This is a genomic window from Vulcanococcus sp. CPBay_Sum15L08_68, assembly GCF_017855895.1.
GTDB lineage: Bacteria > Cyanobacteriota > Cyanobacteriia > PCC-6307 > Cyanobiaceae > Vulcanococcus.
Window position 1 is genome coordinate 12,469 of record NZ_JAFMFX010000008.1, and the last position, 23,585, is coordinate 36,053.

The 23,585-nt window shown below is 63.8% G+C and carries 22 protein-coding genes; 13 read left to right on the forward strand and 9 right to left on the reverse strand.

Annotated features, from left to right (window positions below):
* The first annotated feature begins 54 nt into the window (after positions 1–54).
* Positions 55–2,175 (forward strand): M3 family metallopeptidase, encoded by a 2,121-nt coding sequence (locus QZ189_RS02555; protein ID WP_296420800.1) that lies wholly within the window; start codon positions 55–57, stop codon positions 2,173–2,175.
* A gap of 38 nt (positions 2,176–2,213) precedes the next feature.
* A complete protein-coding gene (locus QZ189_RS02560; RefSeq protein WP_296420802.1) occupies positions 2,214–3,602 on the forward strand; it encodes a hypothetical protein in 1,389 nt (462 codons plus the stop codon).
* On the opposite strand, the gene QZ189_RS02565 is transcribed toward QZ189_RS02560, so the two are convergent.
* The 8 genes from QZ189_RS02565 to QZ189_RS02600 form a co-directional block, all read right to left on the reverse strand.
* Positions 3,591–4,685 carry an alpha/beta hydrolase gene (locus QZ189_RS02565; RefSeq protein ID WP_296420804.1) on the reverse strand — a complete coding sequence of 365 codons (1,095 nt, stop codon included), beginning with the start codon at positions 4,683–4,685 and terminating at the stop codon, positions 3,591–3,593. The two genes, QZ189_RS02560 and QZ189_RS02565, sit on opposite strands and share 12 nt — an antisense overlap.
* Positions 4,686–4,688: 3 nt before the next feature.
* On the reverse strand, positions 4,689–5,234 hold the full coding sequence (locus QZ189_RS02570; RefSeq protein ID WP_296416430.1) for a hypothetical protein: 546 nt from the start codon (positions 5,232–5,234) through the stop codon (positions 4,689–4,691).
* A gap of 19 nt (positions 5,235–5,253) precedes the next feature.
* Positions 5,254–5,958: a DUF6629 family protein gene (locus QZ189_RS02575; protein WP_296416429.1), complete on the reverse strand. Its 705-nt coding sequence runs from the start codon at positions 5,956–5,958 to the stop codon at positions 5,254–5,256.
* A gap of 76 nt (positions 5,959–6,034) precedes the next feature.
* Positions 6,035–6,634, reverse strand: coding sequence for an alpha/beta fold hydrolase (locus QZ189_RS02580; protein ID WP_247478052.1), 600 nt, complete (start codon positions 6,632–6,634; stop codon positions 6,035–6,037).
* A 3-nt stretch (positions 6,635–6,637) separates the two neighbouring features.
* Positions 6,638–7,009 (reverse strand): dihydroneopterin aldolase, encoded by a 372-nt coding sequence (gene folB, locus QZ189_RS02585; RefSeq protein WP_247478051.1) that lies wholly within the window; start codon positions 7,007–7,009, stop codon positions 6,638–6,640.
* Positions 7,006–8,310 (reverse strand): glutamate-5-semialdehyde dehydrogenase, encoded by a 1,305-nt coding sequence (locus tag QZ189_RS02590; protein WP_296416428.1) that lies wholly within the window; start codon positions 8,308–8,310, stop codon positions 7,006–7,008. The genes folB and QZ189_RS02590 overlap by 4 nt, the downstream gene beginning before the upstream one ends.
* A 39-nt stretch (positions 8,311–8,349) precedes the next feature.
* Positions 8,350–9,237, reverse strand: a complete 888-nt coding sequence (locus QZ189_RS02595) for an ROK family protein (RefSeq protein ID WP_296420806.1) — start codon at positions 9,235–9,237, stop codon at positions 8,350–8,352.
* 11 nt (positions 9,238–9,248) lie between these two features.
* The gene (locus QZ189_RS02600; RefSeq protein ID WP_296420808.1) at positions 9,249–13,463 is read right to left on the reverse strand and encodes a translocation/assembly module TamB domain-containing protein; all 4,215 of its coding nucleotides are present in this window, start codon (positions 13,461–13,463) and stop codon (positions 9,249–9,251) included.
* A gap of 234 nt (positions 13,464–13,697) precedes the next feature.
* On the opposite strand from QZ189_RS02600, the gene QZ189_RS02605 reads away from it, so the two are divergent.
* The 9 genes from QZ189_RS02605 (at position 13,698) to petJ (ending at position 22,165) form a co-directional block, all read left to right on the forward strand.
* Complete coding sequence (locus QZ189_RS02605) at positions 13,698–14,171, forward strand: DUF2518 family protein (protein WP_010316733.1); 474 nt, start codon at positions 13,698–13,700, stop codon at positions 14,169–14,171.
* Positions 14,168–14,572, forward strand: a complete 405-nt coding sequence (locus QZ189_RS02610; protein ID WP_296420810.1) for a DUF4332 domain-containing protein — start codon at positions 14,168–14,170, stop codon at positions 14,570–14,572. Before QZ189_RS02605 ends, QZ189_RS02610 begins: the two co-directional genes overlap by 4 nt.
* Before the next feature lie 61 nt (positions 14,573–14,633).
* On the forward strand, positions 14,634–14,918 hold the full coding sequence (locus tag QZ189_RS02615; protein ID WP_296416423.1) for a hypothetical protein: 285 nt from the start codon (positions 14,634–14,636) through the stop codon (positions 14,916–14,918).
* A complete protein-coding gene (locus tag QZ189_RS02620; protein ID WP_296420811.1) occupies positions 14,900–16,462 on the forward strand; it encodes a CocE/NonD family hydrolase in 1,563 nt (520 codons plus the stop codon). Before QZ189_RS02615 ends, QZ189_RS02620 begins: the two co-directional genes overlap by 19 nt.
* Before the next feature lie 21 nt (positions 16,463–16,483).
* Positions 16,484–17,248, forward strand: coding sequence for a DUF3887 domain-containing protein (locus tag QZ189_RS02625; RefSeq protein WP_010316728.1), 765 nt, complete (start codon positions 16,484–16,486; stop codon positions 17,246–17,248).
* Between the two features lie 67 nt (positions 17,249–17,315).
* On the forward strand, positions 17,316–19,649 hold the full coding sequence (gene glgB, locus QZ189_RS02630) for a 1,4-alpha-glucan branching protein GlgB (protein ID WP_296420827.1): 2,334 nt from the start codon (positions 17,316–17,318) through the stop codon (positions 19,647–19,649).
* Positions 19,650–19,675: 26 nt separating this feature from the next.
* Entirely contained in the window at positions 19,676–20,734 is a 1,059-nt protein-coding gene (gene hemE / locus QZ189_RS02635) for a uroporphyrinogen decarboxylase (RefSeq protein WP_010316726.1), read from the forward strand.
* Complete coding sequence (locus QZ189_RS02640) at positions 20,731–21,729, forward strand: NAD(P)-dependent oxidoreductase (RefSeq protein WP_296420815.1); 999 nt, start codon at positions 20,731–20,733, stop codon at positions 21,727–21,729. The genes hemE and QZ189_RS02640 overlap by 4 nt, the downstream gene beginning before the upstream one ends.
* Before the next feature lie 94 nt (positions 21,730–21,823).
* A complete protein-coding gene (gene petJ, locus QZ189_RS02645; protein ID WP_010316724.1) occupies positions 21,824–22,165 on the forward strand; it encodes a cytochrome c6 PetJ in 342 nt (113 codons plus the stop codon).
* A gap of 282 nt (positions 22,166–22,447) precedes the next feature.
* On the opposite strand, the gene QZ189_RS02650 is transcribed toward petJ, so the two are convergent.
* Positions 22,448–22,678, reverse strand: a complete 231-nt coding sequence (locus tag QZ189_RS02650; protein ID WP_010316722.1) for a hypothetical protein — start codon at positions 22,676–22,678, stop codon at positions 22,448–22,450.
* A gap of 44 nt (positions 22,679–22,722) precedes the next feature.
* On the opposite strand from QZ189_RS02650, the gene QZ189_RS02655 reads away from it, so the two are divergent.
* Both QZ189_RS02655 and QZ189_RS02660 read left to right on the forward strand, forming a co-directional pair.
* Positions 22,723–23,076 (forward strand): hypothetical protein, encoded by a 354-nt coding sequence (locus QZ189_RS02655; RefSeq protein ID WP_296420818.1) that lies wholly within the window; start codon positions 22,723–22,725, stop codon positions 23,074–23,076.
* Positions 23,077–23,127: 51 nt separating this feature from the next.
* Positions 23,128–23,490 (forward strand): hypothetical protein, encoded by a 363-nt coding sequence (locus QZ189_RS02660; protein ID WP_247477994.1) that lies wholly within the window; start codon positions 23,128–23,130, stop codon positions 23,488–23,490.
* The last annotated feature ends 95 nt before the right edge of the window (positions 23,491–23,585 follow it).

Genomic DNA, 23,585 nt, shown 5'->3' on the forward strand with positions numbered 1-23,585 from the left:
AGCGTCAGTCCCTGAGCTGGAATGGGCCGAACAAGGCCCCTTGCCTCAGCCACGATGACTGTCAGCAGCGCTGCCAACGCTCAAGCGGAGATCCTGCGAGGCGAGGGCCTGCCGAACTTTGAGGCGATCACCCCCGAGGCCGTCAGCGAGCACATCCCGGCGTTGATGCAGGCCCTGGAGAGCGAACTGGGGGACCTCGAGCAGTCCTTGGGCCAGAGACTCGAGCAAAACCAGACGCTGAGCTGGAACGATGTGATGGCACCACTGCAGCGGCTGGGTGAGCGGCTGCGCTGGAGCTGGGGTGTCGTCAGTCACCTCAACGGGGTCTGCAACAGCCCAGAGCTGCGGGATGCCCATGCCAGCCAACAGGCCTCGGTTGTCCAATTCGGCAACCGTGCTGGCCAGAGCCAGGTGATCTATCGCGCCCTGCAGCAACTCGAGGCGGGTCGCTCTGGCCTGGATGGCACCCAACAACGGATTCTCGATGCCGAACTTCGGGACATGAAGCTGCGCGGGGTCGGCCTCAGTGGCGCCAGCAAAGAGGCCTTCAACAGTGCCAGTCAGAGCTTGGCGGAACTCTCGACCCGCTTCGGCAACCATGTGCTCGATGCCACGAACCACTGGACCCTGCGACTGACGCACGCCGCCGAGGTCGAAGGTCTACCGGCAAGCCTGCTGGGGCAGTTGGCCCAAGCGGCACGCCAGGCCGGCGACGAGGACGCCAGTGCTGAGCAAGGGCCGTGGCTGATGGGGCTGGACATGCCCCGCTACGTCCCCTTCATGAAGTACAGCCGCAGGCGTGATCTGCGCGAGAAGGTCTACAAGGCCCACGTCAGCCGTGCCTCAGGTCAAGACGGCAGTGACCTCAACAACTGGCCGCTGATCGAAGAGATCCTGACGCTGCGCAGACAACAGGCGGAGCGGCTGGGGTTTGCCAACTGGGCGGAGTTGAGCATTGCCTCGAAGATGGCCGATTCAGAGCAGGCCGTGGAGTCGCTGCTGGAGGACCTGCGCGGCGCCGCCTACCCGATTGCCCAGCAGGAACTGCAGGCGCTTGCCAGCTGCGCCCAAGCCCACGGCGCCCCAGAAGCGACTGAGTTGCAGCCCTGGGACATCAGCTACTGGGCTGAGATCCTTCGCCAAGAGAGTTTTGAACTCGACAGCGAAGCCCTACGGCCCTGGTTCCCCCTACCGCAGGTGCTCGATGGGCTGTTTGCCCTGAGCGAGCGACTGTTTGGAATCCGGATCGAGGCGGCCGATGGGGAGGCGCCGATCTGGCATCCGGATGTGCGTTTCTTCCGCATCCTCGAGCAAGGCCAACCCGTGGCTGGCTTCTACCTCGATCCCTACAGCCGTCCGGGCAGCAAGCGTGGTGGCGCCTGGATGGATGAATGCCTGGTGCGCTCCAAGGGCACTGACGGCAGCGTGGTCCTGCCGGTGGCCTACTTGATCTGCAACCAGAGTGCGCCGGTCGGAGAGACGCCGAGCCTGATGACCTTTGACGAGGTCGAGACCCTCTTCCATGAGTTCGGCCATGGTCTGCAGCACATGCTCACGAGCGTGGAGCACCCCCAGGCGGCCGGCATCAATGGCGTCGAGTGGGATGCCGTTGAACTACCCAGCCAGTTCATGGAGAACTGGTGCTATGACCGCGCCACCCTGATGGGAATGGCTCGTCACTGGCAAACGGGTGAGGCCCTACCCGAGAGCGAATTCTCCAAACTGCTGGCCGCACGAACCTTCATGGGCGGTTCAGCGACCCTGCGTCAGGTGCACTTCGCCCTGGTGGACCTGCGTCTGCACAGCCAGTGGACGCCGGAGTCCGGTGTGACACCGGAGGCCCTCCGAAGGGAGATCGCTACCACCACCTCAGTGCTGGCCCCCATCGACGAGGACGCCTTCCTCTGCTCCTTCGGACACATCTTCGCCGGCGGCTATGCGGCGGGGTACTACTCCTACAAGTGGGCCGAGGTGCTGAGTGCCGATGCCTTCGCAGCCTTTGAGGACGTCGGCCTGGAGAACGAAGACCAAATTCGCGAGACCGGTCGCCGCTTCCGCAACACGGTCCTGAGCCTTGGCGGCAGCCTGGACCCCAAGCAGGTGTTTGAGGCCTTCCGGGGGCGTCAACCCAGTAGCGATGCTCTGATTCGCCACTCCGGCCTGGTAGCCGTCTAAGTCCAGGGCCTACAGGATGGGGGGAGATGGGCCGCCCCATGGCTTCAGGCTCCCCCCTCGCCTCTATTGCCGATCCCCTGCAGCTGGATCCGGACTGGTCCTGCGGCGTTCCGCTGCTCGCCTTTGAAGACGCCCTGGATCAGAGCGTCTTTCGCTCAGGCTTAACCCGATCGGATTGGCTCAAACGCCTCGCCCACCAGCTCCACAAGCCACAGTTGCTGCCGCTGCTCTGGCTGTTGCCCAAGGGCTGGAAATTGGCTCCGGCGGATTTGCCCCAGCGCTTGCAGACCCTGGGCGGACTCGTGGAGCGCGAACTGCTCACTCCGGCCCTGCTTGGGGCGGTGGCCGATGCGCTGCCCCACTTCCTCAATGGGGAACACGCCGCTGCCATGGGCCGTTGGCGCGGGCAACAGGACGCCGACCTGCCCAGCAGCTTGGAGCAGCTCCTTCGGCTCAATCCATCAAGCACTGATCCAACAGACCCTCAAGTAGGCAGCACAGAGGCCGAGCGCCTCAGCGGCGGGCTCATCTGGCATAACGCCGGACTGCACCATGAACAGTCCGCCAGCGAGCGAGAGCGCAACGCACTGGCCGCCCGCGTGCTCAATCGCCTCGCAGCCAACGCGCTGGAGCAGGATCAGTGGCAAATCGATGGAGCCAGCAGCTGCAGGGCCTGGTTCAGCCGGTTGCAGCAGGAGGGCTGGAGCCTTCAGGCCCAGCTGCGCGCCAGTGTGGCCAGCTTTGGACTTGGGGCAAGCCTGCCCAATCCAGAGGGGTGCAGCCAGGTGCCCTTGGCCCTCCCCATCCGCACTGGACTGCTTGGGGAGGGGGAGCAGGACATCCAGAGCTTGCTTCCCCACAGCTGTCTGGAGCTGGAATGGCGACGGGGCAACGATCTCATCCGCCTGCAGTACTACCAGGGCACCGAGGGGCTCTGCGGTTGGGAAGCCCTCAACGATCTCCATCGTCCCTGGCAGAACGACCGAGAGAATGGAACGATCCGCTACTTGGGGGAGCCGTTCTGCGCTGAACGTCTCCTCGAGGTGATGGATCTCTGCGACCTCATGGCCTTGATACACAACCAGCAGAGCGATGCCGATGCGCTCTGGCTTGGGGGATATGGGGCCTTGGGATTTTGCATCGATAGCTCTGCGGTGTTGCAACAGGCCATGGACGGACGCTGCGACCTCTTCCCCTGCCTGCTCGGGGCCATCTGGCGAGAACGACTCCTGCAGCGAGCCCGTGGACTGCAGCTACAGCAGGAGTCACAGCACAGGGCCCGTGAGCGCTATTGCCGCGCCCTCACAGAGCTGCCCCACGATGGCTTTTGCTTTGCGGAGGGCAGCCGCGATGCCAAACGGCGCCTCAAAGCCTCACAACCCCAAAGCAGCCCATTCCGGTTGACCCAGCAGGCCCTAGTCCTCTGACTCAATCGCCTGGACGATCTGCTCAACGACGGCCTCGCGGTGCAATTCAGCAAACGGGCCACTCAAACCGTTGTGGTTCATGCCCTCAATCTCCCGCCGTTCAATGCGGGAGTGCTTCAGGGCTCGATTCCAATTCGACAGGGGGAGCAACGGTGATCGCCCCGGATAGGCAATGCGGCCAAAGGCCGCCACCGGGTCACGGCTCCCAATGATCATCGTGATTTTGGAGAGCTGGCTCAGCAGTTGATTGCCGCTAAACACGCCGCAGAAGCTGACGATGCTCACTGGCGCACGGCAAATGCGGCGGAGATATTCCGCGACGCCCATCGCCATCTCAGCACCACCGCTGTAGCCCACCAAAACGATGCGCTGGCCCTGATCAGGCCGAAACCCGACCTCCCCCAACCGCAACGCGATCTTGAGGGACAGCTCGTAATTCATGATCGGGCCGTAGCGGTGGTCCGAGGAAATCCCCACCTTGATCACGTTGTTGGCTTGAACCAAAACGGCAGCCAACAGCTGGATCCAGCCGTTGGGATGCTCCTCTTGCAGGGCAAACAAGCGACGCCAAAACCAGGCACTACCCAGGTCTTGAGCCAGGGCCACGGGCAGAACGGTGTAGGCCTCCAAGCCCTTCACCAACCGGGTGGAGTGGTTGAGCTGCTGATCCAGCAACTGCAGAAAGGCCGAGACCCGCGGCGGATGATCGCGCTCCAGTTGGTGAATCCCATCGAGATACACCACAAAACAGCGATGCTCAGCCGCCGCAGGGGACGTGGGGAACAGGGCGGTGGGATCCGGGAGCCCCTCCAACCAGCCCTCCCAAAAGGCAAATTGCGTGACCAGGGAATAGATGCCAGCCGTCGGAATCAAGACCAACAGCAGCAAGCCAGACCAACGCAAGAGCAGGTTGATGTCGGCCCAATCCAAGACCGAGCGCAGGGCCAAAAGCACATGGCCCACACCAAACCAACTCACCCCCAGCCCCAAGGCGAGCACCAGCACAATGAAAGCGAGCCTCGAGCGAGTGCTGTGTTGCTGGGCTTGGATCGCCGCCTGCTGAGCGGGGGATGACCGGTTCATCACTCAAGCCCCATGGGCATCGGACAGTTGGGAGGCCAGGGTGCTGTATCCCGCCTGCCAGCTCTGGCGGAACAACAACCAGACAAGCAACACGGCAACGGCATAGCCAGGAGTCGCCAGCAGCAAGGCCTCGCCGTAGGGCAGAGCGAAGCGCACATGCAACAACGACACCACGTTGAGGTGCATCAGCACCCAAATCGCAAAGCCGATGGTTTCACCGACATAGGGCGCAGCAACCAGCAAATAAAAGACCGCCGGCAGCAAACACACAGCCACCCCATCAATAAAGGCACTGGGGTGGACTGGAACACTGGCTCTTGTGGCCAGCAGAACCATGTCAATGGTGCTGCTTAAGAGGAAAGCCACCGAAAGCATCAGGCCATCGAGAATCAGATGGATGATGATTTGGCGGCGATTGAGGCGATTGGCCAGGAGAGAAAAGACATGGGAGAGGGACATCGACAGTCCCACCACGAGCAACAAACCAAGGCCCACATCGGTTTGAACGAGCCAAGTACCGAGAGCGTCGAGTACTGCTTGGACTCCCATGCTTCAACTCCCCCGTCAACTAGCGGCCGGATGCAGCACGCAAGGCCGGCCGGTTCACAATCCAGATGACGTAGATGGAAAGAACAGCGCAATAGAAGCACCAGACCGAATTAAACGTGGCGCTATAGGTCAACCAGGTCAGGAAGATCGAGACAAAGATCAGGACCCCAAACAATTTGACGGCCTTATCAGAGAGGGCAATCAAGGGGAGAACAATGAAGCCCCAATACGCCAGCTCACCCACGGGCTCCGTGTTGACGAAGTTATGGATAATGCTGTGCAGATTGGAGACGTCATAGAGCAGACGACCGTTGCTGTGGACCGCAGGCTGCAGAGCGGGAGGGTTAAACAAAACGGGCAAGTAGAAGGCAATGCCCAAGACCGTTGCCACAATCGCGACCCAGCGCAGCCGTTGTTGCAGCCCCTTGGAATCCGTCGATCGACTGATGGACCAGGCGCTCCAGGGAATCCAGATCATCCAGAAGCAGTAGGCGAAAAAGAGGAAGCCCAGCCCCGCCAGGGTGCTCAGCGGCTCCACTCCGCCTTGGTCAATCGCGGTCCACTCCAGACCCTCAACAAACTGTTGGACCCCAAAGAAAAAGGGCACCAGCGCCAGTGGGATGTAATCCCGTTTTCCTGTCTTTTGTGCAACGTGGGTGCTGTAGAGCCCCAACGGCATCAAAACCGCCGATGCCGTGAAACTGGCGGAGGCTGAAAAGCACATAGGGGGCCTTCAAACTTTGCCTACCCATAGACACGCTTCCCTCGAGCGACAACGGCCGTGATGGGAAATGTTGTGGCTAAGGCGCCAGCAATTCCTCAGCCAATGTTGCGATCGCCCGTGGATTCACGATGAGTTGCCGGTGGGTCCAAACGGGCAGGGCCTGCCGCGGCCCCTGGGGCAGAACCGCCCGCCAACCAGGAAACACCGTGATGTCCGTGCGGCTGTACAAACTGACGCACTGCAAGCCATCCAAGTGATGCTTCCCCGCATCGAGATCCCGCAGGAGTGCGCTGCCGATCTTCATGTCAGCAATGCCTGCCAAGGGCCAGCGAGGAACCAACTGCGCCGTCAATGTTCCCTGCTGTGGACTGCCTAAACAGACCAGACGGCGCGTTCGCCGAACCCCGTCCCACTCCTGCAGCCAGGTGCGCGCAATCACACCACCCATGGAGAACCCGAAGAGATCGAGCTCTCTCTCAGCGCCAAAGCGCCCTTGAATCAAGCGATCCAATTGCGCGGCGAGCTGACGAATGGGCGTGGCGCCCAGGCGATGGGGCAAGTGGGGTGCAAAGAGCTCCAGGTCTGGCTGACGCTCCAGCAGCGCCTGCTCGAGCCGGCGAAACAAACGGGGGGTGTCCCACAACCCATGCAGCAGCACCAGAGGACGCTTGGTCATCGGTCAGGCGGACTGGTGCCGGCTGCGCTGCACGCCAACCGTGCCACCAAATCCAGGGACAGGTGCCTGGCATTTGCGCAGTTCGATCGCCATCGGCACCGGGCCGTAGAGGTCCTCGAGCAGATCCAGGATCAGGCCGCTCCAATGCTCCAAGGTCTGACAACGCAGCTGCCTGGCCTGGCGCTGCAGGGCCTGAATGGCACGGCTGTAATCCAGGGTCGCGGTCACATCGTCACGGGCGGCGGCGTCACTGAGATCCCAACGGAGCTCGATGTCGAGTTCAAACCACTGACCGAATTCCCGCTCATGGGGCAGCACGCCCACGTGGGCCCAAAGGCGCAGGTCCCGCACCACGATCCGATCGCTACCGCTCACAGGGGGCAATCGCGATGGCTGAAACTGCGGGCGCCGGAGGCGTAGTCAGCGGCGATGTGCCCGTCACCACGCAACAGGTAGCGATAGGTCACCAGCCCCTCCAAGCCAACGGGGCCACGGGGCGGCAGGGTTTGGGTACTGATGCCGACCTCGGCGCCAAAGCCGTAGCGGAAGCCATCGGCAAAGCGCGTGGAGCAGTTGTGATAGACCCCAGCGCTATCCACACTGCGCAGGAACGTCTCCGCCGTTGCGCCATTGGTGGTGCAAATGCACTCGGTGTGCCGTGAGCCGTGGCGGGCGATGTGATCCAGGGCCTGCTGCAGGTCATCCACGACGCGGACCGAGAGGATCAAATCGGAGTACTCCGTCCGCCAGTCCGACTCCTCGGCTGCTGTTGAAACCCCCAAAGCCTGGCTGGCGGCATCTCCGCGCAACTCCACACCAGCCTCGGCAAAGGCCGGCAGGGCCTGCTCGAGGAACGCCGCGGCGCTGCTGCGGTGAATCAGCAGGGTCTCGATCGCATTGCAGGCGGCCGGGTACTGGGTTTTGGCGTCCAGGGCAATACGAATCGCCTGGGGAACATCAACCTCCTGGTCGACATACAAGTGACAGACCCCATCGGCATGGCCCAGGACAGGAATGCGGGTGTTGTCCTGAATGAAGCGCACCAGTTCGTTGGACCCCCGGGGAATGATCAGATCCACCAGGCCATCGAGCTTGAGCAAGGCCAAGCTTTCCTCACGGGACGTCAGCAGCTCCAGGGCCTGAGGGGCGACCGCCGAGGCCGCCAATCCGCTGCGAAGGGCGGAGAGGATCGCCGTGCAACTGCGGTTGGCTTCCCTGCCGCCCTTGAGGATGGCGCCATTGCCGGAGCGAATGGCCAACGAGGCGATCTGCATCACCGCATCGGGGCGGGCTTCAAAGATCACCCCCAGGACCCCCAAGGGAACACTGAGGCGCTCGAGCACCAAGCCGGAATCGAGCTCCCGGTGCATCTGGCGCACGCCGACGGGATCCGGCAGCTGGGCCACCTGACGCACCCCTTCGATCGCGCCGGCCAGCTTGTTCGCATCCAGCTTCAGCCTGGCCACCAGGGAGGGCGCCAGGTCAGCGGCTGCCGCGGCCTCGAGATCAGCGGCATTGGCCGCGACGATCGCGCTGGCCTCAGCCTCGAGGGCATCGGCCATCGCCAGGACGGCCTGCCGTCGCTCTTGATCACTGCAACGCCCCAGGGCCATCGCAGCGGTTCGAACGCCACCAGCGCGCTGCAGTAGTTCAGGCGATGGATCGGGAACGTTCACACACTTCTGGGGCTCGAGTGAGCATCATCCCAGCCGGGCTCAATCATTCAGCCGTTCCAGAGCCAAGCGCGCGGCCCCCAGTCGACCGGCCCCATTGCCAAGGGCAGCACAGCGGATCTCCAGGCCCAGGCGGCTTTCGGCCTGGACCCGCTGCTCCACCTCCGCCAGGGCATGGGGCAAAAAATGGGCGCTGGCGGCACTCAAACCACCTCCGATCAGCACCAACTGGGGCGTGAGGACATAGATCAAGGAACTCAAGCCGACCCCAAGCCAACGGCCGTACTCCCGCCAGGCCTCCAAGGCCTGCAGGTCGCCCGCGCGGGCCAGCCGATCCAGGGTTTGGGGGTCCTGATCCAACAGCCGGCGCAGGCCAGCAATGCTGCAGTACTGCTCCAGGGAGCCACGGTTGCCGCTGTTGCAGGCGGGGCCATCGGGGTTGACGCTGATCAGTCCCGGTTCAGCGGCGGCTCCGCCTTGACCCGTGAAGAGCTGACCATTGAGCAGCACTCCTCCACCCACGCCGGTCCCCAAGGTGAGCAGCAAGACATCGCGGTAGCCGACCGCAGCACCCCGCCAGGCCTCACCCATCAGGGCGCAGTTCCCATCGTTGGCGAGGGTCACCCGCCGGCCGAGTTGCGGCTCAAGCCATTCCGCCAAGGGCACCTGCTGCCAACCCGGCAGGTTGATGCAGACCCGAGCCACCCGGGCCGCCGCATCCATCGGTCCAGGCAAACCAATGCCCACCCTCGAGGCCCGTCGATCGGGATCGAGGGCAGCGACCGCATCGACGATTGCCGTCACCACTCCGCCGGGCATGGCCGGCTGCGGCGTGGGGCATTCCAACTCCGCCAGGAGCTCACCGCCGGTGGAGAAGCGGCCCAGCTTGATGGCCGTCCCTCCCACATCCACTCCGATCAGTTCGCTCATTGGGATGGCCGCTAGAAACGGAAGAAGACCTGCATCTGGGTCTGCCAACGGGCCTCCGCATCGATGGAGGTCTGCAGTCCCAACCAGGGCTTGGCCTGGTAGCCGAGGGTGACCTGGGGCGGGATGTCGCTGCGGTTGGGAGCAGCCAGCACAGAGGCGTTGAAACGCTCACTCACATCCAAGCCGATGTCGGTGACGGGAACCAGCTGCGATGGCACCTGACCGGAGCGGTTGGATTCGGCGTCGTAGTTCGTCGGTAAGACGTAGGCCGGATAGATCGCGAAGGTGAGCCGCTGGCCCAGCAATTCCGTCAGGCTGCCCACCAAAGGGGAGAGCAAGGACTGTCCAACCACGGTGGCGACGGCTGCTCCAGCGTTGCCACCGACCAGACCCACCAGGGAATTGCCGCCAATCAAGGCCAGCAACCGATCCTCAGGCAACGGCGGGGTACTGGAGAGGCGAATGTTGTCGACCAACTGGTCCGCAGGCCCCGTGACTTCGAGCCGCACCCGCACCAGTTGCAGCTGATCAAAGCTGTTGGGGGTCAAGGAGGCGTTGTTGAAGGAGCCATTGGTGCTCCAGTCGTAGATGGTGGAGCGATTGCTGCCATCGCCGAAGGCCGAGAGGGTGTCGGACACCCGCGTGCGCAAGACGATGTCCACGTAGGGAATCAGGCCCAGGCTGGGGGTGAAGACCGCCACGTTGGGGGCGTCGGGATCGAGGCTGAAGGTGGTGGTGAACAGCCCCAGGCGACCCCGCAGCAGCCGTACGACGCCACTGATCTGAATCTTGGGGTCGAGGGGGCCATTGAGGGTCAACAAACCACCCACACCGAAGTTCAGGACGTTGGGGACTTCCACCCGCAGATCGCGGCCAAAGCGCAAGCGGAAGCGCTCAAAGCTGACGGAGCCCAAGTTGGGCAGGGCGGCCCGCAGGTCTTGGCTGCTGGAGCTCTCCAACTGACGCCCCATGACGAGCAGGGGTTTGTTGAAGTCCCACTTGGACTCCAGCAGGGCAGGAACGGTGGTGGGCTTACTGGGGGCGTCTTCCGTGGCGAGCTCACCGGGCTGAACGTTGATCGCCCCGCGGCTCAGGGCGAGCTCACCGCCCAGAACGGGGCGCAGCAGGCTGCCGCCGATCTCGACGGTTCCGTCGGCGACGGCGGCCATCCGCGCCAGCTTGAACGGGGCTTGCTTAACAGTGAGATTCAGACGGCGTGCTGGCGCACCCTCACCCGAGGCAAAGAGGTTGAGATCTCCGCTGCCACTGAGCTGCCCCTTGTCGCCGACGCGAGCGCTCAGGCTTTGCATCTCCAGGGAACTGAAGTCGAACAGCAGGACCGCATCGAGATCGCGGACCGTCTGATCGGCCAGCTGCATCACCCCATTGCTGAAGCGCAAAAAGCCGTTCGCCACAGGCTGGAGCAAGGAGCCACGCACCAGGAGTTCCAGGTCGGCGCTGCCCTGCTTCCACTGCACCGCCGAACCCGAGAGGGCCGTGAGAAAGCGCAGACCATCACCGCGGCTACCAATCCGCAATTCGAGGGCATCCGATGACGCCGAGAGTGGAACCGTGCCACGCACATCCACGACCTCAGAGGAACCACCACCGCGCAAGACCCAATCGAGGGCGAGTTGGTTGTTCTGCAACGTCACCTCGCCGCGCTCGAGGGCCAAGCGCTCTCCATTGAGGGAGGCGTTCTGCAGGGCCAAATTCAGTTCAAAAGCTGGACGCTGCTTGGGGCCTCCGAGGCGATAGGAACCGCGACTGGAAAGCGATCCCCGGAGACCCTCTGGAACCGGCGCGACCAATGCCAGCAGTGCCAGTGGCAGATGGGCCAGCTCAAACTCCCCCCCTTGGTTGAGGGGCCCATGGAGACGCACAACCGTCGGCTGATCCGTAAGCGCTAGATCGCGATCCGTCCCCTGAAGCCACAGGTGTCCTTGGGCCGCGAGGTCGACAAACAAACGGTCAGCGGATGGCCCCCTCAAGGTGAAGTCGGCATCCAACACCCCCCGCAGGTCCTGCAGTGCGGCTTTGGTTTGCGCCGATTGGGCCCGCTGGCGCTGACGCTGGGCTTGGGCCAGGGCCGTGAGCTGATCCGCCAGGGACAGGCCCTGGGTGTTGAACACCAGCGTGCCCAAATCAAAGGCACGACCACTTGGCGTCGGAGGGAGTCCCCCCCAATGGGGGACAGCGGCCAGCAGCTCCTGCAGGGTTTGCGATTGGAGTTGGCGAGCCTCCAACCGCAGCCAGAGGGGGCCGGCCTGTTGGCCTTTGAGCTGAATGCCAACCGTTCCGTAGCCAAGGGCCGTCCATTGGCCATCCAGGCTGAAGCGACCCTGGCGAAGCGCAGCCTTGGCTTGCAGGGAGCGACCGAACAGTCCAAGCAGCTGCGGTTGATCAACCCGGAGCTGACCATCGAGGGAGAGGGGCTTCATGGCGAGGGCCCCTTGCCCGCTCAAATAACCGGACAACGGTTGGGGGGCGGCCGCTGGCCAAAGGGCCAGGTCAAAGCCAGAGAGGGGGAAACGCTCGGCACTCCAGCGGTAGCGCTGGTTGCCCGCCGTCAGGGCGAACGCCCCGCCCGCCCTCTTGAGGCTGAGGGAGCTGAGCTGCCAGCCGGGGGTCAGCCGTGCCTGCAACACTCCAGGAACGGCGCTGTTTTCGACTTGCAGCCGCAGGGACAAGCCCTGGAAGGTCCCAACCCAGTTCTCATCAAGACCAAGCGGACCGAGCCCAGGCGCCTCCGCCTGAAGAGTGAGGTCGGGTCTAAGGCGTTGCAGGGAACCGCGGAGTGCCCCTGAGGCACTGAGTTGTCCCCGCAGCTCTGTCCCCAGCAACGCAGAGAGGCGCTCCAGGGGAAAGCGCCGAAGGTCAATCTCCAGGCCCATCGGCGTGCGCCCAAGCGGCAGCGGCCCCTGGGCCGTCAGATAGGGCGACTCGAAGCGCTCCAACCGCAGGGCCGAGGGGCGCCAGATCAGCTGGGAGCGAACCGAACCCAGCAGCGGGTTGCGCTGTTGCTCGAGCTCAAGGCTCAGTTGGGGCTTGCTCCAGGGGCCCAGTTGCTTGAGCACAAGCTGCAGGTCCGGACGCGAGCCAAGGACAGGGCCCCAGGCCTTCTGCTGACGCGGTCCCAGGCTGAGTGTCTGACTGCGGAGCTGGAGGTTGGGCCAAAGCTGACCGCTCGCCACCAGCTCACCGCCACCCTGGCGAAGCAGCAACCGCTTCAGCTCAGCGCTTAGGCCTGCTTGGTTGCGCAGGAGGGCCTGGGCCTTCAACACCAAGGGCTGAGGGGGTTGCTTGGCTAGGGCCACACCGGCCAGCTGACCATCGAGTTGGAGCTGGAGCTCAGCCAGCGGCCCAGCGAGCGCGGCGCTGAAGCGGTGGCCCGCCTTGGGCTCACGGGCCTGGAGTTGAAGCTGAAGCTGGTTGGACCGTGCCCCCACCAGGGGAAACTCACCCTGCAGCTGGCCGCGCCAACCACTCCAGCGCAGGGGGGAAGAGGCCAGGCGCAGTCCTTGAGGACTGCAGCGCAGGTCCAAGCGAGCGGAGGTCAAGGGCTCCATTGCCCCCCCTGGCGCCCAGCGCAGATCGGTCAGATCCAGCTGTCCCTGACAGCGATTCTTTGAGGCGGTGCGCTCCAGGCGCAGCCGGCCATTGAGCGCGCCCCTGACATCGGCTTTGACCTCACCCGGAAGGAACGGCAAGAGGGAGGCGAGCTTCAGCGCCTGGGGCTGGAGCTGCAACTGCAGCCGTTGGCGTTGCCAGTCATTGCGGACCTCAACACTCAGCTGCCCCGCCTCACGGCTGCGCAGCTGAGTGTTGGTATCCAGACGCCGCCGGCGCAAATCAACCGACAGGGATCCCTCCAGCGCCAGGGACGTCGGCTCACCCTTCGCCCCGTGAATGCGCACCTGGGCGGGGCCGCCGCTCAAGCCATAACGGAGTGTCAATGGGGGCGGTTGTCCCCCCGCAGGCACACGCCCCAGTTGCCAGAAGGAGCCTTGGCTGTTGCGCCGCAGGTCAACGCGGGCACGATCAATTTGAAACTGCAACACCCAGCTGCGGGTCAGCAGGCTGCGCAGGGGGTCCAGGGAGACCGAAACCGCCTGGGCCTCGATCGTGGATGGGTTGTCGAGCCCCGGCTTGAAGCGACTGGCGCCGGCCGCCAGACCGAGGGGCCGCAATCCGCGATAGGGACCGAGCTCCAGGGGATGACCCATGGAGCGACTGGCGAGGAACTCGAGCCAGGGCTTTCGCAGGCCGTACTGCCAGGCCGCGACACGATCGAGGCCAAACCAAGTCAGCGCGATCCCCGCGGCCGCCAGCAGGGCAGGCAGGGAAGAGGCCGCGGGGCCGCGCGTTCTGGGATTCCTTCGGCGGCGCGCTGGGCCCGTGGGTCTCGGGGGCTGAGAAGGCCGCAATATAAGAGTGTTTCTTGATCCAGAACATTCCCCATGCGCGCCGATCCCCTCTTGCTCACGGCTGGCGAATGGCTGGGGATTGCCGCTGGTGGACTGCTGCTGATCACCGTGGTGGCCTTTCTGGCGCGCTGGGGCTTCCGCTTCCGCTTGGTGGGCGTCACGAGCTTCACCGTCCTCCTCTCGCTGTCCTGCCTGGCCTTTGCCGTGAGCTACGCCCCAAGGCTGGTGGTGGAGGGTGCCGTCAGTGTCCCGGTGGTCTTCGACAACGGCTCTGATCTCGTCGTGGCGGCCGCACCAGCGGACCTCGCTGCCGAGACCTTTGGACCCAGCGTGGAACAGGTCGCCCGCAACCTGCGCGGCAGCGGCCGCAAGGACCCCACCGTTGAAGTCCGCCTCCGCCGGGTCGAACCCCAAGGCGATGGCGTTGATCGCCCCGTGGTGCTGGCCACCGCCGTTCGCGATTGGGCCACGGGCGACGTGACAGTGAGCGTCAACGCCAAGCGGTGAGCGAAGGCAGCCCCTATCCGCTTCCCTCCCATTTCGCCAGGGAGCAGGCTGTCCTGATCGAAGCCGGCATCCAAAGCTGGCCAGCGATTGCAGCCCTCTCCGATCGGGAGCTCGATCAGCTCTCCAGACGGGGTGGGGCGCTGGAACGTCAGCTGCGCAAACTGCGCGGTCAGGCCCAGCTGGTGGTGGAGCTCGATCTTGAGCCCTACCAAGCGGCCCTCCTGCTCTACGCGGGGATCGCCAGTCGTCAGGGCCTAGCGGCGGCATCGCCCCAGCAGCTCTTGACCCAGCTGGGCCGCCTCGAGCGCTCGCTGACCGGGATGGCCCCGGCACGCATCACACCCGCCCTGATTCGAACTTGGATCAAACGGGCGCAGGAGGCCAGTCGCTCGACGAAGTGACCCCTAGCGCGCAGCGCTGTAGCACAGGCGACCTCAAATAGATCCATCGGGAGTTCTTTCAGTGACACGCCTCCGCCTTTGCGGCCTGTCCCTGGCCGCTGCAACCCTCTGTTTCATCCAGGCCGCTCCGGCGCTGGCGGACTCTGCGCTGCTGGAGTCGGTCAAGCAGAACCCCCAGAAAGCCAAGGCCCTCTGCGCAGAACTGCAGGGTCTCAACGCCAAGGGCATCTCCTACAACTCCCCTGAAGCGACAGCCCTGGTCGCGAAGCAGCAGGGTCTGAACACCACCGACGCCGAAATCCTCTCCACCTACGTGGTGGGCCTGTATTGCCCGAAAGTCCGGTGATCCAAGAGCAGCTGCGCTGCTCTGACGGCACTGCCCTGAAGTCGACCCTATGGAAGCCAGAGGGCCAAGGTCCCTGGCCCTGCCTGTTGATGCGTCAGCCCTATGGGCGGGCGATCGCGTCAACCGTCACCTACGCCCACCCCAGTTGGTACGCCAAGGGGGGCTTCGCCGTTCTCGTCCAAGACGTCCGCGGCCGCGGCGATTCGGAGGGGGAGTTCCTCGGCTTCCAGCAGGAGGCCAGTGACAGCACCGCAACCCTGCGCTGGATCCGCCAACAGCCCTGGTGCAACGGAAAGGTAGGGACCTACGGCTTCTCCTACCAAGGACTCAGCCAGCTGCTGGTCTCGGGTTCGGAGCATCTGCCGGATGCCCTGGCACCGGCCATGTGCGGCCTGGATGAACGGCTGCATTGGGCCAGCGAGGGGGGCTGTCATTGGTGGGCCCTGGGTTTGGGCTGGGCGCTGCAGCTCGCCGCCCAACGCTGCCAGCGTCAGGGGGATGGGCAAGGGTGGATCGAGATCCGCCGCAGCCTCGAGAACGGCTCCTTTCTGCATGACGGCCTGGCCTTGCTGGAGCGCTTCGACCCGATGGGCATGGGGCTGCGCTGGCTGAACAGCGACCCAGAGCGGCCAGAAGGATGGATTCGATACGAGCCGCCCGAGGAGCTCTGGCAGCGGCCGATGCTCTTGATTGGCGGGTGGCATGACCCCCACCTGAGGGGTGTGCTGGATCTTTGGAGACGTTCCACGGCTGCCGGCGGATCCAGCCTGCTGCGCATTGGCGCCTGGAGTCACCTCAACTGGCAGGGGGGACTGGATCAGCTGCAGCTGGAGTTTTTCCAGGAGCATCTCTGTGGACGTGGCCCAGCCGAGCCGTTGCCTGCCACCCAGCTGATGGAGATGGGCTCCGGTGCATGGCAGCAGCGCTCACCACGGGAGTGCAGCGGCCAACGCTGGTCCCTCGCCAGCAACGGCCTCGCAGCTGAAGGGCGACTCTGCCTTGGAGCCAGCTCCACTTCAGAGGTGGTGATCGTGCATGACCCATGGCGCGCCATGGGCGGCCGCGGAGGGCACCTCGGACTGGATGCGGGCCCGGTCGATCGACGCGATCTGGATGGACGCACCGACGTGGCCTGTTTCACCACCGCCCGCTTTGATCGCCCGACCGAACTCTTCGGACAACCCCAATTGGAGCTCGAGGCAGCCTCCGATCAACCGGGTTTTGATCTGTGTGTCGCCCTCTCGCTGTGCCACGGCGATGGCCGAATTGAGCAGCTCTCAACGGGGTTCTCCCGCATCCTTGGGGCATCAGCCCAGGTGTCTCAGCGGCGCACCGTCTCACTGCAACCGCTGCTGGTGAACGTCGAAGCAGGCTGTGCCCTCAGACTCTCGATCGCCCTGGCGGCTTGGCCTCAGATCGCCGTGAATCCGGGCGATGGCTCGCAGCCCCGCTCCGGCGTAGGACCCAACCATCGCGTGATCACGGTGTCCCTCCAGCTGAGCAGCGCAGCCCTCAGCATTCTTCCGATGGTTGGGGCAAACTGAGGCCCACTTTGAGCCTCTGCAATGCCGCGCCACCTGCGCCTGCTCTCCGCCGGTCTCCTGGCCATGGCGACGTCTGGCCTGATGGCAACCCCCGCGTCTGGGGAGGCGTTGTCCAATCCACAGCCCAAGGCCATTGCCCAAGGCACTGCATTGAGCGTGGACCAGGCCCGGGCTGCTGCACTCCGCATCTTGAAGGCCGTCAAAGACGGAGATGCCAACGCCCGTTACGCCCAGTTTTCGGCTGAGCGGCAAGCGATCACCAGCCCCTCGATGATCGCGGCCACCATGCGCACCCAGCCCAAGGTGCTGGGCTACACCCTGCTGAGTGTTCGCAGCGGCATGGGCAAGAGCACCGTGGAGGCGGAACTGAACACCAGCGCCGGCAAGCGTGTGGTCTTCATGGTCCTCAATGGCGACGGCAAGCTCTCGCGCTACTACGTCGACCGGGCCGACGATGCCACCAGCCTGGTGGCCAAGAGCTTCATCGAAGCCGTGAGCACGGGGAACTTCATCACGGCCCAGAGCTTCCTCAGCCCCTCCTTCCAGGAAGAAATCACCCCTGATGCCCTTCAGCGCAAGTGGCTCGGGCTGCAGCGGATCACTGGCAACTTCGTCAACATCAACCGCGTCGTTGAGGCGGAATCGACCCCGGAGATGCGCCTGGTTTTAGTGAATGTGCACTTCAACCGACTCAGCGACAACCTCTACGTGATCCTCAACAACGAGAACCAAATCACGGGCGTCGACTTCCCCGAGCAACCTGCTGCACCCGCTGCAGCTTCTTAGGCAAAAACCCGCTTAAGCTCCCAGCCACGCTTTGCCTTGAGGTTCTGTGCTGGCTCAGCTCGAGTGGATGGTTGAAGACGGTCAGCGCCTTGCGGAATGCCGCCATGACCATCCCCATGCTGTCCTGGGTCCACAGCCCCTCGACAACGGCCAATGGGTTGTCCGGGTCTGGATGCCTGAGGCCGATCGGGTTGAACTGATTGGCGCAGGCGCCCCCCAGGTGATGGGAACACCCCACCACCCCTGGGTGTTTGAAGCGGAGCTGCCCAGCAACCCCGGCAGCGGCTACCAAGTCCGGGTTCAGCGCGGCGGCATCGAACACGTCGCCCATGACCCCTGGGCCTTCCGCGACGAGTGGATGGGCGATCTCGATCGCCATCTCTTTGCCGAAGGCAACCATCACCACATCTGGCAGCGGATGGGCGCCCATGTGGTGAGCCGTGACGGGGTCGCCGGGGTGATGTTCTGCCTCTGGGCTCCGAACGCCCGCAGCGTCTCCGTGCTGGGCAACTTCAATGGCTGGGATGGTCGCCATCACCCCATGCAGTCGCGCCTGGGCGGCTGCTGGGAACTGTTCATCCCGGGGCTCAAGCCCGGCGAGATCTACAAGTACGAAATCCGCAGTCAGCAGGGGCACTGCTACCAAAAAGCTGATCCCTACGGCTTCCGCCACGAGGTCAGGCCCGATAACGGCTCCGTGGTCGAAGCCCTGGAGGGTTACAACTGGGCGGACAGCACCTGGATGCAGGAGCGGGATAGCCGCAATCCCCTCGACCAGCCGATCTCTGTCTATGAGATGCACCTGGGCAGCTGGATGCATGCCAGCGCCGATCAGCCCTACATCGAGGCCGATGGCACAGCACGCCTGCCCGTGCCCGCCGCCGACCTCAAGCCCGGCGCGCGCCTCCTGACCTACCCCGAGCTAGCCGATCGGGTGATCCCCTATGTGAAGGAACGGGGCTTCACCCACATCGAATTGATGCCGATCTCGGAGCATCCCTTCGATGGATCCTGGGGCTACCAGGTCACGGGTTGGTATGCGCCCACCAGCCGCTTTGGCCGGCCCGATGAATTCCGGGCCTTTGTGGATCGCTGCCACGCCGAAGGCATTGGCGTGATTCTCGATTGGGTTCCTGGGCACTTCCCGAAGGATGCCCATGGCCTGGCCTTCTTTGATGGCGCCCACCTCTATGAGCACGCTGATCCCCGCATCGGTGAGCACAAGGAATGGGGAACGCTGATCTTCAACTACAGCCGCAACGAAGTTCGCAACTTCCTTGTCGCCAACCTCATCTATTGGTTTGAGCAGTTCCACATCGATGGCATCCGCGTCGATGCGGTGGCCTCGATGCTCTACCGGGATTACCTGCGTCCCGATGGCGAGTGGATTGCCAATGAGCACGGCGGGCGGGAGAACACCGAAGCGGTTCAGTTCCTCCAGCAGGCCAACCACGTGCTCTTCCAGCACTTCCCTGGGGCCCTCTCGATTGCCGAGGAATCCACCACCTGGCCGATGGTGACCAAGCCCACGGACATGGGCGGTTTGGGGTTCAACCTCAAATGGAACATGGGCTGGATGCACGACATGCTCGATTACTTCGAGCTCGACCCCTGGTTCCGCCAGTTCCACCAGAACAACGTCACCTTCTCGATCTGGTACGCCTACACCGAGAACTTCATGCTCGCCCTGAGCCACGACGAGGTGGTGCACGGCAAGAGCAACCTGCTCCACAAGATGCCTGGGGACGACTGGCAGAAGTTCGCCAACACCCGGGCACTGCTGGCCTACATGTGGACCCATCCCGGCAAGAAGACCATCTTCATGGGGATGGAATTCGGCCAACGGGCCGAATGGAATGTCTGGGGTGACCTGCAGTGGGATCTGCTGCAGTACGAGCCCCATCAAGGCCTGCAGTGCTTGGTGGATGACCTGAACGTCTTCTACAAGTCACAACCAGCTCTCTGGCGGGATGACTTTGAGGAGTACGGCTTCCAATGGATCGACTGCAATGACAACCGTCATTCAGTCATCAGCTTCATGCGCCGGGAGAGCACGACCGGCCAATGGTTGGTCGTGGTGGCGAACTTCACCCCGCAAAGCCACTCGCACTACCGGGTGGGCGTGCCGCTGAGCGGCTTCTACACCGAGGTGTTGAACACTGATGCCGCCCGTTATGGCGGCAGCAACCTGGGCAACCTCGGCGGCAAGTTCACCGACGAGTGGGGCATTCACAGCTACGAGAACTCCCTCGATCTCTGCCTGCCCCCCCTGTCGGTGCTGGTCTTCAAGCGGGATGAGAAGCGCAGCCAGGAGGGCCAGGCTGCCGGCGAGACTGAAGTTCATGACGATGCGGCGGAACCCGGCGCCTGGAAGGCCTCAATCGGGGGTCTGCTCGGGTAGGTTCCAAGGCCCCTTCGCTGGTCCTCATGTCTTCCAACGCCCCTCTGCTGCTGCGCGCCGCCCGTGGTGAGCAGGTGGAGCGTCCTCCGGTCTGGATGATGCGCCAGGCCGGCCGGTACATGAAGATCTACCGCGACCTGCGCGACAAATACCCCAGCTTCCGCGAGCGCTCGGAGAACCCGGATCTCTCCTACGAGATCTCGATGCAGCCGTTCAACGCCTTCAAGCCCGACGGCGTCATCCTCTTCTCCGACATCCTCACGCCCCTGCCCGGCATGGGCATTGACTTCGACATCATCGAGAGCAAGGGCCCCCAAATCCAGGACCCCATCCGCTCGATGGCCCAGGTGGAGGCCCTGACTCCCCTGAACCCGGCTGAGACCATGCCTTTTGTGGGTGAGGTGCTGGGCCGCCTGCGCCAAAGCGTGGGCAACGAGGCTGCCGTCCTCGGTTTTGTCGGTGCCCCCTGGACCCTGGCGGCCTACGTCGTTGAGGGCAAGAGCAGCAAGAACTACGCGGTGATCAAGGCCATGGCCTTCCGCGAACCCCAGATCCTGCACAAGTTGCTGGATCACTTCGCCGAGTCGATCGCCAACTACCTGCGCTACCAGATCGATTCCGGTGCACAGGTGGTGCAGATGTTCGACTCCTGGGCCGGTCAGCTGAGCCCAGCTGACTACGACACCTTCGCCGCGCCCTATCAAAAGAAGGTGGTGGACCTGGTCAAGCAGACCCACCCCGACACCCCCTTCATCCTCTACATCTCCGGCAGCGCTGGCGTGATTGAGCGGATGGCCAAGACCGGTGTGGACATCGTCTCCCTGGACTGGACCGTGGATATGGCCGAAGGCCTGGCCCGCATGCCCGAGCACATCGGTGTTCAGGGCAACGTGGACCCCGGCCTGCTCTTCGGCAGCCAAGACGCGATCCGCGATCGCATCGACGATTGCGTGCGTAAGGCCCGCGGCCGGAAGCACATCCTGAACCTGGGTCACGGCATCCTTCCTGGAACCCCTGAAGAGAACGGTCAGTTCTTCTTCGAAGCCGGCAAGTCCGTGATGGACCGCCTCGGAGCTGCGGTTTGAGTTCGGCCCCCGCACGGATCCTGATTACTGGGGCCAGCGGCTGCGTTGGCCAGCACATCGCTGATCTGCTCTACCGCGAGAGCGACGCCGAGCTGTTGCTCTGGCTTCGCGATCCCAGCAAGCTGACCGCCGTCCCGGCCAACGATCCGCGCATCACCCTGTTGGTGGGCGACCTACGCGATGTGGAACCCCACCGCGCCCAGATCGCCTCGGCCACCCGCATCATCCATACCGCCACCGCCTGGGGCGATCCCGAACGGGCCCAACAGGTGAACGTGGTGGCGGTGAAGCAGATGCTGGCGGCCACCAATCCAGAGGTGCTGGAGCAGGTGGTCTATTTCTCCACCGCGAGCATCCTCAACAAGGACCTGAAGCTGCTGCCGGAGGCGATGCCCTACGGCACCGAATACATCCAAACCAAAGCCCAGTGCCTGGAGCAGCTGGAGCAACATCCCCTGGCCCAGCGCATCGTGGCGGTGTTCCCGACACTTGTGTTTGGCGGACGGGTGGACGGCGGCGGCAAATTCCCCACCAGCTACCTGACGGCCGGACTGAAGGAAGGCGCCCGCTGGCTCTGGCTGGCCAAGTGGCTGCGGGCCGAGGCCAGCTTCCACTTCATCCATGCGGCCGACATCGCCCGGGTTTGCGTCCACCTGGCGACCCATCCCCATCAGCCCAATCCAGAGGTCGGCCAGGGTGCCGTCCGACGCTTGGTGCTGGGACAGCCGATGGTGACGGTGGATGAAACCGTCAGACGCCTCTGCCGCTGGCGCCGCGCCTGGTACCCACCATTTGGCCTGGATCTCCAGGGTTGGCTGATTGAAGGCCTGATCAAGCTGCTGCGGATCGAAGTGAATGCTTGGGATCGTTTCTCGATCCGCCAGCGGCACTTTGTCCACGACCCGATCAGCCCTCCGGAGCGCTTTGGCTTGGTGAGCCATGCGCCCACTCTCGAGGCGGTCTTCGAGGACGCCGGGCTGAAACACCGGGGCTAATCACAACAGGAGGTTTCAAATGTTGCGAACCTCTGCAGCAAACGCGACGAGGGCCACTTCGGCCTCTTAATTTGGCCAGGTTGCACGAGCTCAGATGCGCCGTCTCCTCTCCCTGATTGCCCTTTGCCTGGCGCTGGTGCTGGGTGCTTCCCCCAGCTTCGCCGCTGATGCCGACCACGGCGCTCAAATCTTCTCCGCGAACTGCGCTGCTTGCCACATGGGCGGCGGCAACGTGGTGAACGCCGAGCGCACCCTCAAGAAAGAGGCCCTCGAGTCCTACCTCGCTAACTACAGCGCTGGTCACGAAGAGGCCATCCAGTACCAGGTCACCAATGGCAAGAACGCCATGCCCGCCTTCGGCGGCAAGCTGAGCGAAGGTGACATCGCTGACGTCGCTGCCTACGTCGAGTCCCAGAGCCAGAACGGCTGGGCCTGATCTCTCAGACCCCACAGACCAAACCGCCCCTTCGGGGGCGGTTTTTTTATGCCTGCTAAAGGCGAGAGCCGTTGCCGTACAAGGCTGAGCGCGCGAGGGTGAACGATGCGCAACAGCCAACGCCATGGGCAACCGCACAGGCCACGACAGGAGCAGAACGACTCAAGAGCAATCGGTCGTGGACTTTCTCAAGCGCTCGAAACTCGCCGCGATTCCACCGCTCAGAAATGCAGCTGACGGCGGTACGGGCAGCGCTCAACAAACAGCTGAGCAGCACTTGAGTCAGGACTGAGCCAGAGCACGCCGGGCCTCAAGCACCTCGAGATAGAGCGCCTCATCCACCTCGCGGATGTCGTATTCACTCGGCAGGCAACCGTGCTGATGGCGATGCACCACAAGCCAGCAATTGCGCTCAGGGTCGCGGGCTGTGCCGTCGAAGGTGAAGGACTCCTGGGCCAACCCCTGCACCAATTCAGACCGGGAGGGTTCTTGCTCTGCTGAATCGACGGGCATCTCGGCGTGTCTTGACCAGACTGGAGTCACTGGACCCAGCCATGATGGCGAGAGAGAGAGCCTGGCCGCTACTGCTGCTGAGCCTGACGCTGCTGGGGACGACGGTCAAAGCCCAGTCCAGCACTAATTTCGCCCCACTCGAACTGATTCAAGGAGGGGGAACACCGGCGGCGATTGGGCCGAATGCGCTGCGCGTCCTTGAGGCCAAGCGCTGCCGACTGGTGGTCAACCCCGAGCTGCCAGCACTCCAACCCCTACGGATCGCACCGAGCGCCGTTGCGGCGAAAAACCGTCTGGGCTGTCTCTCCCCGGCGGATGCGATCTACGGAGCCGACGGCTGCCCGACCAGGCTCTGCAGCCAGACCAGTGGTGTCTTGACCCTGCCGGCTGCCCAATAGAGAAACTCTGGACACACTGAGGAGGACTCCTCTCATTCCGCAGCAACGGTCATGTTCAAGTCGCTGGTGAAGACCTCTGTGCTGGTCGCAACGACCGCCGTACTCAGCAGCCTTCCTGCCCTCGCCCAGGTGAGCGCCGCCAACGTCCGGGCCCTCAATTCCGCCCGCAACTGGGCCGTGGATAACAACGGTGGTCTGAGCGTCTATCGCCCCGCCGCCTGCATGTTCAACACCGGTGATGGCGGCGGCAGCTGCCTGACGCAGAACAACAGCCAGGGCTTCCGCTTCAAATTCCTCGGCGGTGCACCCGGCTGGCAGCAGCAGGGCACTCCCGCCACCACGGAAACCGAGATCCAGATCTCAAGCGATGGCCGCACGGTCAGCAACGTCATCTACAACGGCTCGCCCCGCTGATCGGAAAACCGTCCGGAGCGGACGGCCTGCATCCCCGAGGGGTGGAGGACCGAAGCTGCAACTTCGGTTCTCCCCTCCTTCAAAGCCAAACAATC